This window comes from Paenibacillus baekrokdamisoli (assembly GCF_003945345.1).
Classification (GTDB): domain Bacteria; phylum Bacillota; class Bacilli; order Paenibacillales; family Paenibacillaceae; genus Paenibacillus_Z; species Paenibacillus_Z baekrokdamisoli.
In genome coordinates, this window is sequence record NZ_AP019308.1 from 6,584,578 (window position 1) to 6,597,442 (window position 12,865).

The 12,865-nt window shown below is 45.2% G+C and carries 12 protein-coding genes; 10 read left to right on the top strand and 2 right to left on the bottom strand.

Translation table 11 applies throughout. The features are described from left to right. The first annotated feature begins 15 nt into the window (after positions 1 to 15). A complete protein-coding gene (locus tag EKN16_RS29030) occupies positions 16 to 1,437 on the top strand; it encodes a flotillin family protein (protein WP_125664752.1) in 1,422 nt (473 codons plus the stop codon). Positions 1,438 to 1,651: 214 nt separating this feature from the next. On the opposite strand, the gene EKN16_RS29035 is transcribed toward EKN16_RS29030, so the two are convergent. Beyond that, positions 1,652 to 1,942, bottom strand: a complete 291-nt coding sequence (locus tag EKN16_RS29035) for an acetamidase/formamidase family protein (protein WP_125664754.1) — start codon at positions 1,940 to 1,942, stop codon at positions 1,652 to 1,654. 224 nt (positions 1,943 to 2,166) lie between these two features. On the opposite strand from EKN16_RS29035, the gene EKN16_RS29040 reads away from it, so the two are divergent. Then, positions 2,167 to 3,123 (top strand): GNAT family N-acetyltransferase, encoded by a 957-nt coding sequence (locus EKN16_RS29040; protein ID WP_164523038.1) that lies wholly within the window; start codon positions 2,167 to 2,169, stop codon positions 3,121 to 3,123. A 303-nt stretch (positions 3,124 to 3,426) separates the two neighbouring features. Here EKN16_RS29040 and EKN16_RS29045 read toward each other — a convergent pair whose 3' ends face one another. Further along, positions 3,427 to 4,401, bottom strand: a complete 975-nt coding sequence (locus tag EKN16_RS29045) for an MraY family glycosyltransferase (protein WP_125664756.1) — start codon at positions 4,399 to 4,401, stop codon at positions 3,427 to 3,429. A 338-nt stretch (positions 4,402 to 4,739) separates the two neighbouring features. Between EKN16_RS29045 and EKN16_RS29050 the strand changes: the two genes are divergently transcribed. The 8 genes from EKN16_RS29050 to EKN16_RS29085 all read left to right on the top strand — a co-directional run bounded on the left by EKN16_RS29050 (position 4,740) and on the right by EKN16_RS29085 (position 12,796). Beyond that, the gene (locus EKN16_RS29050; RefSeq protein ID WP_125664758.1) at positions 4,740 to 5,768 is read left to right on the top strand and encodes a GNAT family N-acetyltransferase; all 1,029 of its coding nucleotides are present in this window, start codon (positions 4,740 to 4,742) and stop codon (positions 5,766 to 5,768) included. Between the two features lie 83 nt (positions 5,769 to 5,851). After that, positions 5,852 to 6,697 carry an inositol monophosphatase family protein gene (locus EKN16_RS29055; RefSeq protein WP_125664760.1) on the top strand — a complete coding sequence of 282 codons (846 nt, stop codon included), beginning with the start codon at positions 5,852 to 5,854 and terminating at the stop codon, positions 6,695 to 6,697. 39 nt (positions 6,698 to 6,736) lie between these two features. After that, entirely contained in the window at positions 6,737 to 7,618 is an 882-nt protein-coding gene (locus EKN16_RS29060; protein WP_125664762.1) for a protein phosphatase 2C domain-containing protein, read from the top strand. 30 nt (positions 7,619 to 7,648) lie between these two features. Beyond that, positions 7,649 to 8,269, top strand: a complete 621-nt coding sequence (locus tag EKN16_RS29065) for a phosphatase PAP2 family protein (RefSeq protein ID WP_125664764.1) — start codon at positions 7,649 to 7,651, stop codon at positions 8,267 to 8,269. A gap of 174 nt (positions 8,270 to 8,443) precedes the next feature. Further along, on the top strand, positions 8,444 to 9,637 hold the full coding sequence (locus EKN16_RS29070; RefSeq protein WP_164523039.1) for a copper amine oxidase N-terminal domain-containing protein: 1,194 nt from the start codon (positions 8,444 to 8,446) through the stop codon (positions 9,635 to 9,637). Between the two features lie 162 nt (positions 9,638 to 9,799). Continuing rightward, on the top strand, positions 9,800 to 10,951 hold the full coding sequence (locus EKN16_RS29075; protein ID WP_125664767.1) for a glycerate kinase: 1,152 nt from the start codon (positions 9,800 to 9,802) through the stop codon (positions 10,949 to 10,951). 70 nt (positions 10,952 to 11,021) lie between these two features. Further along, positions 11,022 to 11,630, top strand: a complete 609-nt coding sequence (locus tag EKN16_RS29080) for an RNA polymerase sigma factor (RefSeq protein ID WP_125664769.1) — start codon at positions 11,022 to 11,024, stop codon at positions 11,628 to 11,630. A 146-nt stretch (positions 11,631 to 11,776) separates the two neighbouring features. Continuing rightward, entirely contained in the window at positions 11,777 to 12,796 is a 1,020-nt protein-coding gene (locus EKN16_RS29085; RefSeq protein WP_125664771.1) for an HD-GYP domain-containing protein, read from the top strand. Positions 12,797 to 12,865 lie beyond the last annotated feature (69 nt).

Sequence of the window (12,865 nt, forward strand, 5' to 3'; positions counted from 1 at the left end):
ACGGAGGTTTTAATAATGAGCTTAAACTGGACATTGATCATTCCCATTGGCGTAGTCGTGGTATTGTTCCTACTGGGAATCGTGTTTGCTTCACGTTATCGAACGGTAAAAGCAGATGAAGCGATGATCATTACTGGTGCGATGACTGGTGATGGGCCGAAGGTTGTAAAAGCCGGCGGTACGTTTGTTTGGCCTATTTTACAAAATGCCTCATTCCTATCCTTACAGCTGTACACGCTCCACATTAAGACCCCAGAGGTATACACATCCAAGGGTGTAGCCGTTATGGTCGATGGGGTCGCTCAAATTAAGATTAAAGGTGATATTGAATCGATTACGACTGCAGCCGAGCAATTCCTAGGCAAACCGGATGAGGAATTGCAAAACATCTGTACACAAACGCTGGAAGGCCATCTTCGTGCCATACTGGGTACGATGACTGTAGAGGATGTCTACAAGAATCGGGAAGACTTTGCTAAGAATGTACAGGAGATTGCAGCAACGGATTTGAATAAGATGGGTTTCCAGATCGTCAGCTTTACGATCAGTGACGTACGTGACCGTAATGGGTTCCTTGAGTCTCTGGGGCAAGCGGAAATTGCTAGAGTAAAGAAAGATGCCGAGGTCGCCAAAGCTGAGAATCAAAGAGAAGAATTAATCAAAAAGTCACAAGCTATTCAAGAGGGTAAGATTGCTGAATTCGAAGCAAACACGAAGATAGCTGAAGCCGAGAAAATCATGGAGATCCGTAAAGCAGAGTTTAAGAAGGAGCAGGACCTGAAGAAAGCGGAGGCAGATGTTGCCTATAAGCTTCAAGAGGCCAAATCGATGCAAGCTGTTACTTCTGAGCAGATGAATATCAAAGTTATTGAGAAGGAAAAGCAAATTGAGTTGGATACCAAGGAGATCGAGCGTAAACAAAAGGAGCTCGAAGCAACGGTCATGAAGCAAGCCGATGCGGATCGTTATGCAGCTGAGCAGAAGGCTACCGCTGACCGGTTTACAATCGAACAGAAAGCAGCTGCCGATGCAGAAGCGATCAAAGTGGAAGGTCTAGCCGAAGCTGAGGTTGTTAGAGCCAAGGGTCTTGCTCATGCGGAAGCGAAGGGGAAATTGGCTGAAGCTATGGCCAAATATGGAGAAGCTGCAATGCTCGAAATGCTCTACAACGTCTTACCTGACATCGCTCGTGCAGTTGCAGAGCCATTAAGCAAAACAGAGAAAATTGTCATCGTAGACTCAGGGAACGGGCAAGGCGGAGGAGGGGCAAGTAAAATAACCGGGTACATAACGGATATAATGGCTACACTTCCAGAGGCTGTGCAAGCATTAGCTGGTGCTGATCTTACACAGATTCTGCGAAATGTGTCACTCCCTAAACTGCAGGCTGAATCGGTTATACCGCAAGAAAAGCTTCCAGAAACAGGGCCTATTTGATAAGCCATGATGATAATTTTATGTTTGCGATTGAAACGCTCAATGGTGAAATGCAACGGTAAAAATGTTACAGAAGGGCTGCCAACAACCATTGGCAGCCTTTTGTTGAACCAACCGATAATGAAACTAACCTTATAGTGAGCAATCTTTTACAGGTGAGAGTAACTGGCATACTAATTGAATCGGGATGGTCTTTACCGATTTGTTCTTTAACTTAAATCTTACTAATGCAATTATGAGGAAGTACTGCATGAACGCCTTTAACTCCATTTACAATCTGAGTGATTCTTAAATCCACGACTAAACTTGCGATTGTCAATGCTTCCTTACGCTCTAATTTATGCAGCTCTTCTAACAAATCAATCATGCCCTCTAATGCGATCATTGTTGCTTCGTTTAAATCCTCGTAAAACCCAAATGTAATCCAACCTGATGGTGTATGGGCTCTGGGCATTTTAATTTTCATATCCGGGTGTAAAATAAAGGTAAGATCTACTATTTCCATAGGACACTCAAAGGCTGGTAAGTTATTTTCCCTTCTTTAACAGGCATTTACTTTCACTTTAATAAATTGCCTAAATCCTGTAAAGTGTAGACAGGACATATTAGGAGGCGATGACTATGAAAAGTAGCTATTTAACAGTCGGGTATATCGAATTGAAGGGTCAGCGCATCATTTAACCCTATAAACTGCGTTGGTGCCCTTTAACTATGAAAAGGGGTAACGACTTGAATAACACTATTATTCGTTCTGAGCATAGAAACGATTTTCAGGATATAGCAGCTGTACATGCGGTAACGTTTATTTATAGTTTTGGAATGGGTGAGGTTTCTTTAGTCAGCGTTCTAAGAAATCGTAAGACATTCGACCCGGAGTTGTCATTAGTAGCGGAACAGGATGGCAAAGTCATTGGACATATGCTTTTTACACCACAGCAAATGTATGTAAAGGGTATGATTTTAAAGGGGCTAATACTTGGTCCTATCGCCGTTTATACGGAGTTTCAGAACCAAGGCGTGGGCTCGCAATTAATTGAAGAAGGGCACAAACGAGCAAAGCAAAAAGGGTACCACCTGTCCCTTCTTATTGGACATCCGACTTATTATCCCAGGTTTGGCTATCATGCTAACATGTGGGGTCAAGCTCAAATTAACATTCAGCTTAAGGATATTCCTTCTCCGCTTCGGCTTGTTGAAGAAAGAAGAATTGAACTGTCCGATATGGAAGCATTCATTGAGATGTGGGAATATTGGTACAAGGATGCCGAGCTAGCGATCAGGCCGAGTACTTCTATAACCGATTGGATTAGTCCTGGCAGCGGCATACAAGCTTCAGCTGTTATAATTGATCAGCAGTTGGCTGGCTATATGAGATACGATAAGAATAATCCGCTGAGAATCATCAGCATACTTGCCAGAAATGCCGAAGCATTGACGGACCTATGCGGATATCTCAAGGGTAAAGTGGCGAACAAAGAATTTCTATCCTTACCTATCCCACCACAATCTCCTGGGTTGGAGCGATTCAACCTTGCTTTTACGAGTGAAATGTTCACAGGTCCTGAGAAGATGGTCAAGCAGCTAGATGAGCAGAATAAGAGCGTGACCGATTATTTGGACCAAGTGAAGGAAGGTAAAAGCAGCCCAGGTCTTTTTATTTGGCCTGTTGAATTTGATGTTTGTTGAATGGTGAAACTTTAACTGATATACAAAGCAATAAGGCGCGTCCCTTTGATAGGGATGCGCCTTATTGCTTAAAAGAAACAGATAGCAGCAGCGGAGAGAGCAGAATCGTTCTGGAGAAACGATAGTGTTCGCCTTTGCAGCTGGATTCTAACCCTAATAGGGTTATTACAATCAAAGAATCGGGCTGCAACAGCGATCGGAGGAATGATCTGCTCGCGCAGCGAAAGTCGCGTAGTCAACTATCCAGTTCAATATTTAGAAGAAATTTGTCTCATTATTAGAGGACGGTGTCAATGTTTCTTCTTAGGTTTGAACTAATAGAAGGATGATCGACGATAAACACAGACAGGTGCTGATTAAATAAAGAACCATGACCACTTGCTTATGATTGAGGCCTGCGCGCAGTAAGCGGTAGTGCGCTTGACTGGCATCTGCCTGATAGATGGATTTGCCCTGCAAGAATCGCTTAACCACGACGAACAGATTATCGAAGATCGGCACGCCAAGCGCTAGGATCGGTATGAATAGAGACAGCACTGTTGCTTGCTTGAATGCACCGTCGAGGGCGATAACAGCCAGAATGAAACCGATAAAGGTAGCTCCAGCATCCCCCATGAATATCCGCGCAGGCGGTTTGTTATACCTCAGGTAAGCCACTGTAACCCCAACAACAATAATGGCCATCATAGCAGAAGTTGATTGACCCATAGCTAATGCGACAACAAACAACGTAATCGCGGATATGGCAGAGAGTCCACCGGCAAGTCCATCCATGCCATCAGAGAAGTTAATAACCGTGGTGACTCCAAAAATCCACAGGATCGTTAGAACGAATTGAAGGATAGCTGGAAGAACGACATATTCACCTGAGAAAGGGTTATAGAACCCTGTAAAAGCAATGCCAGCTGCATAGACCACTATTGCAGCTGAGATCTGTACGATAAATTTCGGGAGTGCTGGAAAGTCTTTGCCTTTTGTCTTATACCAGTCATCAACCGTACCAATGACGAGTAACAATACCCCGCCTACAAAGATCGCAACGGTTTGTATGTCAAAGTCTCTTGTCATAAGCAAATAGGTGATGAAGAACCCGATGAAGATTACATAGCTTGCCGTGAGTGGGATCGGTTCTCGATGCAGCTTACGTTCCGTGTCCTTTTGGGGCTTGTCCACAAAATCCAATCGAAAGGCCAATTTCCCAAACGGGGGTATTAACAGATAGACGATAAGAAATGATACAACAAACGCAACTGCGTATATAATAACCTTCACCACCATTATTTATTTTCTTCTAAGAGTATACAATTTAATGCATGTCTTGTCGATTAAGGGCATGCAGCTTAAGGGTTTACAGGGTAATATTAACAGTAGTATAGTAAAGGAAGTTTTTTTGGAAGGGGAATTCATATACGATGCCAGCATACTTGTAGAGGTTAGATGAAATTGCACAAAAATTCCAACTAGAAACAAGGGATTTCTGTGCCGTTTTGACCCTTTACAAGTACTTTTGCGGGCTTTCACTATAGCTGCGGAGTGCCTATTTGGGGCACTCCGTTTTTTTTATTTCATTAACGATTCATCCCCATAACTTTTAGATCTGAAGGAGTGTCCAATAAATGAGACAACAATTAGGTTTTGAGACGGAATCTTTGATCCTGCGAGAATTCACGCTGGAGGATGCAGGAGAGCTATACAAATTAACGAGGCAAAAGCAAATTACCGACATCCTGCCTGATTGGAATATGACAGTAAAACAAACGAAGGACTTTCTTGAATTTGTCGTCTCGTCCTATGCAAGTTTTGATCCTGATGATATTCGAATCATGCTGGCTATTACAGACAAGCGGAATGAGGAGTTGATCGGCTGGTGCGGGGTATTTCCCAATGACAAGCTGGACCCGGCAGATCGAGAGATTGCTTATGCCATATCGGAGCATTATCGTAATCAGGGGCTAACAACGGAGGCTGCAAGAGGTATGCTGCGCTATATCTTCCAGCAATCCTCACTGCAGCAGATCGTAGCTATCGTCAAGCCTTTCAATATTGCCTCGAGAAGGGTGATTGAGAAGGTGGGCTTTCAGCATAGACAGCTGGTTCAACTATCGGACGGTGCAGATTACGACTATTTCACCGTTGAACGAGGGCCATTCCTAATTAGACCCATCAGTGAAACCGAGATTGAGCCTTTCTTAGATATTTTGGCAGAGCTCGAGCATGTTAATCTGGATCGCAGTAATCCGAATCACGAGCAGTGGCTGAGACGAAAGATTGGATCATTGTTCAGCAGAGGGACGATGTTTTTTGTCTATCAGGATCCTCTCGATGAGCAACTATACGGAATTATTTCTGTTCTGCATGAAGAGGCTCCTGAGGGGATTTCTGCGTTAGGTGCTAGAGCGGAAGTGATGCAGATGGGTGTAAGCAAAGACAGTAGAAGAAGAGGAATTGGATCTCTCCTTCTCCAACATGTAGAGAAGGTATCGAGGGGCAGAGGCGTCTATTGTTTGTTAATGATGACTTATGCAGAGGACTATGATGTTATCGCCTTCTATGGCAAAAATGGGTTTATTCCAGTAGCTAATCTTCCTGATGTTTATGGACCAAATTTGGAAGGGAATGTTTTCCTTCGCAAGGTTCTGCGATAAAATGTATAAGGTGGGCTCGACCGGGCCTGCCTTATTACTCTGGTATCAAGCAAGCAGTCTTTGAGGGGAAAAGGAGGTTTCATATGAATAGCAATCTGAATATCATCTTCACAGCACGAGAAGTAGCGATAGCAGCGGCTTTGGAAGCGGGAAGACTGGCACGCAGCCGATTCGATACGCTGGGTCATTATGAAGAGAAGGATGAGCATGGTGACATTGTTACTGAAGTGGATCATCTGGCGGAAGCTATTATTATGAAGAAAATCCAAACGGTCTTTCCAACGCATCACATAAGGTCGGAGGAATTTGGAGATAACCAAGTAAAGAATGATTGGATGTGGCTGATAGATCCACTTGATGGTACCAATAATTATGCGGTGGGGCTTCCCCTATTTGCCATTTCAATTACACTTGTATACCAACTTGAAACAGTAATGGCGGTCATTTATGAACCGATGACAGATCGATTATATGTATCCACTGTGAATCAGGGTACAAGTTGTAATTCTCAGCCGATTACGATGAGCCGAGCTAGAGAGTTTAACCGAGCTACTGTGGGCTGGATTCAAGGACATGGGGTACAAAATCAAGCGCGGGCCGTGAAGCTGAGGCAGCACATAGATGTACATACGAAAAGAATGATGAGATTATGGGCGCCGACACTGCAATGGTGCATGCTGGCACGAGGGGATTTGAACGGAATTATTCTTTATGATTCGGAGGGCTTGGATCTATATTCCGGCTTGCTTATGGTGCAGGAAGCTGGCGGTGTTATTGTTGATTTTGAAGGGAATAAGTTTCAGGGCATGAATGCTGAGCCTTATCTAATTGCATGCGCGCCTAAACATGTGGATTATTTTGTGGCGATGGTCCGAGAAGGTTTAGAAGAAGCTCACGTTCATTCAGCTCTAGGAAATGGTAATACTTAAGGGGAACGCTTGTCATAAATCCATAAGGGAAGTGCAGCTATGAGAATAACAACTGTATTGGTACAAGGAAACGGCATCTTGAACGAGGATGCTCTAATCAGGAATGAAGCCATTCAGCTTTATGGGGTGATCGATGGTGCCACCTCCCTCGTTCCCTACAAGAATGCAAATGGAGAGACGGGCGGTTATCTCGCTGCCCATCTTATTGCGACTTGTTTGAATGAGCTTAAGGAGCAGGACCGAACAGGAGGAGCAGAAGGTTTAGTCGATAGGTTGGCAGAGGTTAACCTTTTACTCCGTACGCGAATGATTGAGGCTGGAATTCGACCTGAGCAAAAGGAAGAGCTGTGGAGCGCCTGTGCTGCAGTGGTGCAAATACAGCCAGAGTGGATTGAGTTTGCACAGGCAGGCGATTGTATGATTGCTGTCTTCTATACGGATGGTCGCATTCGAGTGATTACGCATGATCAGCTTGCCCATGTCGACGATAGGACCAAAGAAGTATGGTCGCAAGGTATTGCCTCAGGCTTGTCTTCAAAAGCCGAGCTGTGGGAGTATGTGAAGCCCCAGATCATCCGAGGGAGGGCGTTAGCTAACGCTCCGGGCGGCTATGCGGTGTTGAACGGGGAGTCGAAGTTCGCTGACTATGCCGAGTATGGCCGAATCAGTCGGACGAATGTCCAAGCCTTGCTGCTATTCTCGGATGGATTGTATATTCCCAAGCCCGCAGGCGTATCGGACAAGGATGGTGCGTCGGAAGTCGCCGCGCTTGTGCAGGAAAAGGGTCTGTCCTCTTACATCGAGTGGTTGGCCGCCTTAGAGATGTCTGACCCGGACTGCAGGCAATTCCCAAGAATGAAGACCTCTGATGATAAGTCCGCGATCTGGATTGACTTGCCTTTGGTGACCAGCCATGACTAAGCATTCGATGGGCATGGAGGTGACTGGCTGATGTGGTTACTTGTTCTACTGGTTGCAATCGCAGGGTTTGAAGGATTGTCTATCCTTGTAAGTCGGAATCAATTAAAGCAGTTTGATGCATCGATTATTGATGTCGTTCAAGGCTGGGAAAGTCCGACGCTGACTAAGGCAGCGAAGCTGCTCTCTGCGGTAGGTTCTTCGTCCGTGACCATTCCACTTATTATCGTAGTGGCTGTCGTCTTGTTTATTGTTCTCAAACATCGCAAAGAGCTTATCCTTCTCATCGGCGGGATGTTGGGGTCTACGCTGCTAAATGAGCTGTTGAAGCGGTTGTATCATCGTGCTAGGCCTGATATTCATCGGATCATCGAACAGGAGGGATTTAGCTTCCCGAGCGGTCATTCCATGGCAGCCTTCACGTTCTATGGGCTGATGACTTTCTTGCTCTGGCGGCATTTGCCTTCACAGCGCTGGAGAATCGCCTTGCTGGTTTTCAGTGGCTGCATGATTCTCAGTATTGGACTTAGCCGCATTTATCTAGGCGTTCATTATCCTTCTGATGTCATTGGCGGTTATTGGATAAGTGCATGCTGGATAGCGGTTTGTATACGTTTATTCCGGAGATCTGCTCGTGTGAGAGAATCAAACTGAAGAATGGCTTCGTCTAATCACTTCCAAGTGGTTAGGCGATGTCTTTTTTTGATGTTTCAATCTTTCCCACCTCAGGTTGAGAGAAGGAATGCTAGGAATATATTTGTAAGATTATTAGAGTTGGGATAAAATACTAGAGAAGCTCACAACAAAAGAAACGAAATGAGGGACATCATGAAACGTGTGTTGATTATGGCAATGACCGCAATTCTTCTACTAATTATGTCAGTGGGCTCAGTATCGGCAGCAAGTGCTGCCAAGCAGATTCACGTAGATTTGAATGGTAAGGAGGTCGTATTCCCAGCTCCTCCTGTCGTGCTAAGCGGTAAAACTTTTGTCGAATTTCGCACCTTATTCACAGCATTAGGGTACAAGATCGACTACGTGGCAGCAACGAAGAAAATTAAAGCGACTTCATCCGAGCGTACAATCGAGATGGGGACAACAGGTTCTACTGCATTAGTAAATGGCAGCCCCGTACCGGTAAATGGAGAAATGATAATTATCAATGGCCGTACCCTAGTAGGTGTGCGGTTTATCGCGACCTTATCGGACAAAAACGTAGAATGGAATGCAGCGAAGCAGACGGTATTCATTACAGATAAGAGGCCAACCAAAGCTCAGACAGCTGCCATCTTTGATGTTCTTGATAAATTAGCTGCGGCCGAGGCTGCAAACGATGCTGCAGGATACGCGTCCTTGTTCTATTCTCAATATCATGATCGCGATGAGATCAAAGCTAATATGGAAGCACAGTTCGCAATTTCGCAAATTAAAACGACTTACATCGATAAAACAATCGATACTTATTCGAATAGCGAAGCTGTCGTTGTTACAACAGAACAAATTAAAAAGATTAGCGGTTCCGGATTTTATCCGAATAATGAAAGCGAATATGTGTATACCCTGCGTAAAGAAAAGACAGGGGAATGGCGTATTCTCTCCATCGACCAGCAGTCATTTACGGTAACGGATGTAGATAGCTTATGGAAGCAGGAAGTCCAAGCGCCGGACGCTGATAAAACAGCGATTAATGCTCTTTTGAATGATCAAATCAAAGCCATTAATTCAAGTAATATCGATGCCTACCGGGCAACGCTGAATCCAAGCGCGGATGGTTTGGAAGATGATATTGTGGATATGAAAAGTGCATTCGACGCGATTACTCTGACAATGACTCTGGAGAAAAGTGCGATTGTGGAGCTGAACGACAATTCAGCGGTTTTACTTACACAAATGACTATTAATCAAAAGGATGATCAAGACAGCTTCACGTATCGTACCATTACAGAAATGTATTTGACTAAAAAGGATGGCAAATGGGTATTTGAGTTAAGTCCAACCGACTTATATGCCGAAGACCTATAATCATCGGAGATGACGTTGGTTGTTGACGGAGTCGCGGTTTGAACCTGGTATCACGATATGCATACGGAATTGATTTAAATCCAAAGCCCCTGTAATGTTCTGAATAAGAACGTTGGCAGGGGCTTTTGTTATGATTCTATTGAGATATCAGGGGGAAGTGCTATGAAAGTCGTGATTGCGCCAGATTCCTTTAAGGGATCTTTAACGGCGTCTGAGTTATGTGCCGCAATTGCCAATGGAGTCAGATCTGTATTTCCGAAGGCAGACCTTATCTGCAAGCCTCTTGCAGATGGTGGGGAGGGGATGGTGAATCATCTAGTTGATGCTACTGGCGGGTCATTGGTGAGTGCTGCTGCATGCGACCCGCTAGGTCGTGTCCGGCAAGCCACCTATGGCGTTCTGGGAGATGGACGAACGGCAGTCATTGAGATGGCGGCAGCCTCAGGACTTCCCTTATTAAAGGATGATGAACGGCAGCCTTTAATAACGACTACGCGCGGTACGGGCCAGCTCATTCTTCATGCTCTTGATCAAGGCTTTAGAAGCTTTATCATCGGCCTAGGCGGCAGTGCGACCAATGATGGCGCAACTGGCATGCTCCGAGCACTGGGACTTCAATTGATGAATGCAGAGGGTCAGCAGCTTCCGGATGGAGGAGGTGCCCTTCGTGATTTGTATCGAATCGATCTCACACAGCTGGATGAGAGACTAGCCGAGTGTCATTTTACCATTGCTTGTGATGTGACGAATGAACTTTGCGGCCCCTCAGGGGCGTCCGCTGTCTTTGGTCCTCAGAAAGGGGCGACACCAGAGATGGTCGTCTTGCTCGATGAGGGTCTGCGCCGATTGGCTGAATGCATTGAAGAGACGCGGGGCATTGATGTCTTATATCTGGCAGGTGGTGGAGCAGCGGGTGGTATGGGAGCTGGCATGATGGGTTTCTTGAATGCGGAGATTTTCTCAGGCATTGAAGTCGTTATGGAAGCAAGCCATTTTGAGAAAGCGCTGCAGGATGCTGATTATGTCATTACTGGCGAAGGCAGACTGGATGAACAAACGTTGTCAGGGAAGGTCGTCGCAGGTGTTTGTGCAGCGGCGAGTCGCTCAAGGATTCCGGTTATCGTGCTCTGCGGCACCAACCAATTATCTACACATGAGCTGGATGAGCTTGGTGAAGTGAGCGCCTTCTCCATCGTTCCTGGCCCGTGTACGCTGGAGGAGGCGATGCGCCATACACCAGACTGGGTGGAAGCCATGGTCATACAGATATTCAAAGTCATTCGCAGCTCGTGTGGGAAAACCATTTTCACATGATTTTCATAATGAACGGTTAGACTTTAATTAAGCATAAAGTCGATCGTTATGAAGCGAGGAGGAACGAAGCATGAAGCCGTGGGCCGAATTCGAAGATGTCATTACACCGCATCTGAATCATGTGCGGGCATATTGTTACTATTTGACGGCATCCAAATGGGAATCCGAGGATTTGCTTCAGGACACGCTCCTAAGAGCCTTCAATCACTATCGAAAAAATGGTGAGCTTCTTCATCCTCGCTCCTTGCTCTATAAAATTGCTAAAAATCTGCATATTGATGCTCACCGTAGGCGTCGAGCTACCCTTGTACCCATTGATGAAGCACTCCAGCAGCCTTATTATGATCCGAGCTATGTATCCATTCGTGGATTGCTAGAATGGGTTACCGAGCATTTGTCCGAACGAGAGGGTGAGATGCTGCTCCTTGCAGAGGTCTTTCATTACTCCTATCAAGATATTGCCGACGAATTACAATGTACCGTTCCAGCGGTCAAAATGGTGCTTCACCGCTCCAAATCCACACTGCGCAAAGGTGGAGGGGAGCAAGGAAGCATGCAGTCTCCGACAAATGCTGCTGCTCGGACGCGCAAGCCGCTGATGCTCAAGCCAAGAAGAGAGCATATTGTCGAGCGATGGACACAAGCCTTGATGACTTATGAATGGGTATTATCCGAATAAATGGTTAAAAAACGATGAAAATTAGATATTTTGAACGATTTGCAAATGATTTTCTGGGACAATTGTCTATCCTTCATGGTAAAGTAGTGAAAAGAATAAATTTTCCATTCGTTCACAATAGACAATTATGATTCGGCGGAGGCATTATGAGACAATATTTGGGGAAAAGGCTGCGAAATGATGTAGTAAATGCATTCGGCGTTACCGTCTTACCTGCGCGAACGGTGCTGCTGGAAGAACATTTGATCGTGCTTGAGAATCACAAAATTGATAGTATCTCTGTTATTCTTGATGTTGTTGTCGAGGAGAAAGAACAGAAGAGCACCACGCCGCGTGGACTCGTGAATCAGGTGGTTACACAAGCCAAACTGTTGTATGATACCATTCATGAATCAGGTACGGTTCCCGTCAATGAATTGCAGGAGCAAGTTATCCCGGCTGTACAGCAGGTGGCGAATCACCCGAATATATTCGAATTGTTTGAAGCCGTGAAGGCACAGGATGATTACACGTATCAGCATAATATTGGCGTAGGTGTTATTTCCACACTTATTGGCAAATGGCTGGAGTTAAGTGACGAAGATTTAACAGCGCTTACATTCGCAGGCACACTGCATGATGTGGGCAAGCTGAAGATACCGAGTGAAGTGCTGAATAAACCGGGTAAATTGACCGAAGAAGAGTTTGATTTGGTCAAAAAGCATGCCATCTATGGGTACGAGATATTGAAGAATACAGAAGGCATTAGCTATCGTACGGCTCTTGTTGCGCTTCAGCATCATGAACGCGAGGATGGCGGAGGATATCCGCTCGGACTTATGTCAGACAAGATCGATCTGTTCAGCAAAATAGTGGCGATTGCAGATATCTTCCATGCGATGTCCTCTAAACGGCCGTATCACGATGCGCTGCCATTCTATCAGGTTGTTCGTCAGATGAAAGAAGGTTACTTCGGAAAGCTTGACCCACATATTGTTTCTGTTTTTCTTGAGAACATCATGACAAAGATGGTCGGACAGAAAGTCGTCCTAACGGATGATCGGATCGGCGAAATCGTCTTTATTAACCCGCATGAGGAAGAGGCGCCGCTGATCAAGGTGGACGAACAATTCATTGATCTATCCTCCCATCGCACCGTTCAGATTAAACAAATCATCGGCTTATAGACCGTAAACGACAAAAACCATCTTCCTTAGCCATTTCTTCTGGCATGGGTGTGATGGTTTTTTAAATAA

What these genes read in the sequence shown, in the direction of transcription:
- EKN16_RS29065 (WP_125664764.1), top strand. Translation starts at nt 7,649, where the DNA reads ATGTGGTTACTTGTTCTACTGGTTGCAATCGCAGGGTTTGAAGGATTG.
- EKN16_RS29070 (WP_164523039.1), top strand. Translation starts at nt 8,444, where the DNA reads ATGAAACGTGTGTTGATTATGGCAATGACCGCAATTCTTCTACTAATT.
- EKN16_RS29085 (WP_125664771.1), top strand. Translation starts at nt 11,777, where the DNA reads ATGAGACAATATTTGGGGAAAAGGCTGCGAAATGATGTAGTAAATGCA.
- EKN16_RS29030 (WP_125664752.1), top strand. Translation starts at nt 16, where the DNA reads ATGAGCTTAAACTGGACATTGATCATTCCCATTGGCGTAGTCGTGGTA.
- EKN16_RS29080 (WP_125664769.1), top strand. Translation starts at nt 11,022, where the DNA reads ATGAAGCCGTGGGCCGAATTCGAAGATGTCATTACACCGCATCTGAAT.
- EKN16_RS29045 (WP_125664756.1), bottom strand. Translation starts at nt 4,401, where the DNA reads ATGGTGGTGAAGGTTATTATATACGCAGTTGCGTTTGTTGTATCATTT.
- EKN16_RS29060 (WP_125664762.1), top strand. Translation starts at nt 6,737, where the DNA reads ATGAGAATAACAACTGTATTGGTACAAGGAAACGGCATCTTGAACGAG.
- EKN16_RS29055 (WP_125664760.1), top strand. Translation starts at nt 5,852, where the DNA reads ATGAATAGCAATCTGAATATCATCTTCACAGCACGAGAAGTAGCGATA.
- EKN16_RS29050 (WP_125664758.1), top strand. Translation starts at nt 4,740, where the DNA reads ATGAGACAACAATTAGGTTTTGAGACGGAATCTTTGATCCTGCGAGAA.
- EKN16_RS29075 (WP_125664767.1), top strand. Translation starts at nt 9,800, where the DNA reads ATGAAAGTCGTGATTGCGCCAGATTCCTTTAAGGGATCTTTAACGGCG.
- EKN16_RS29035 (WP_125664754.1), bottom strand. Translation starts at nt 1,942, where the DNA reads ATGGAAATAGTAGATCTTACCTTTATTTTACACCCGGATATGAAAATT.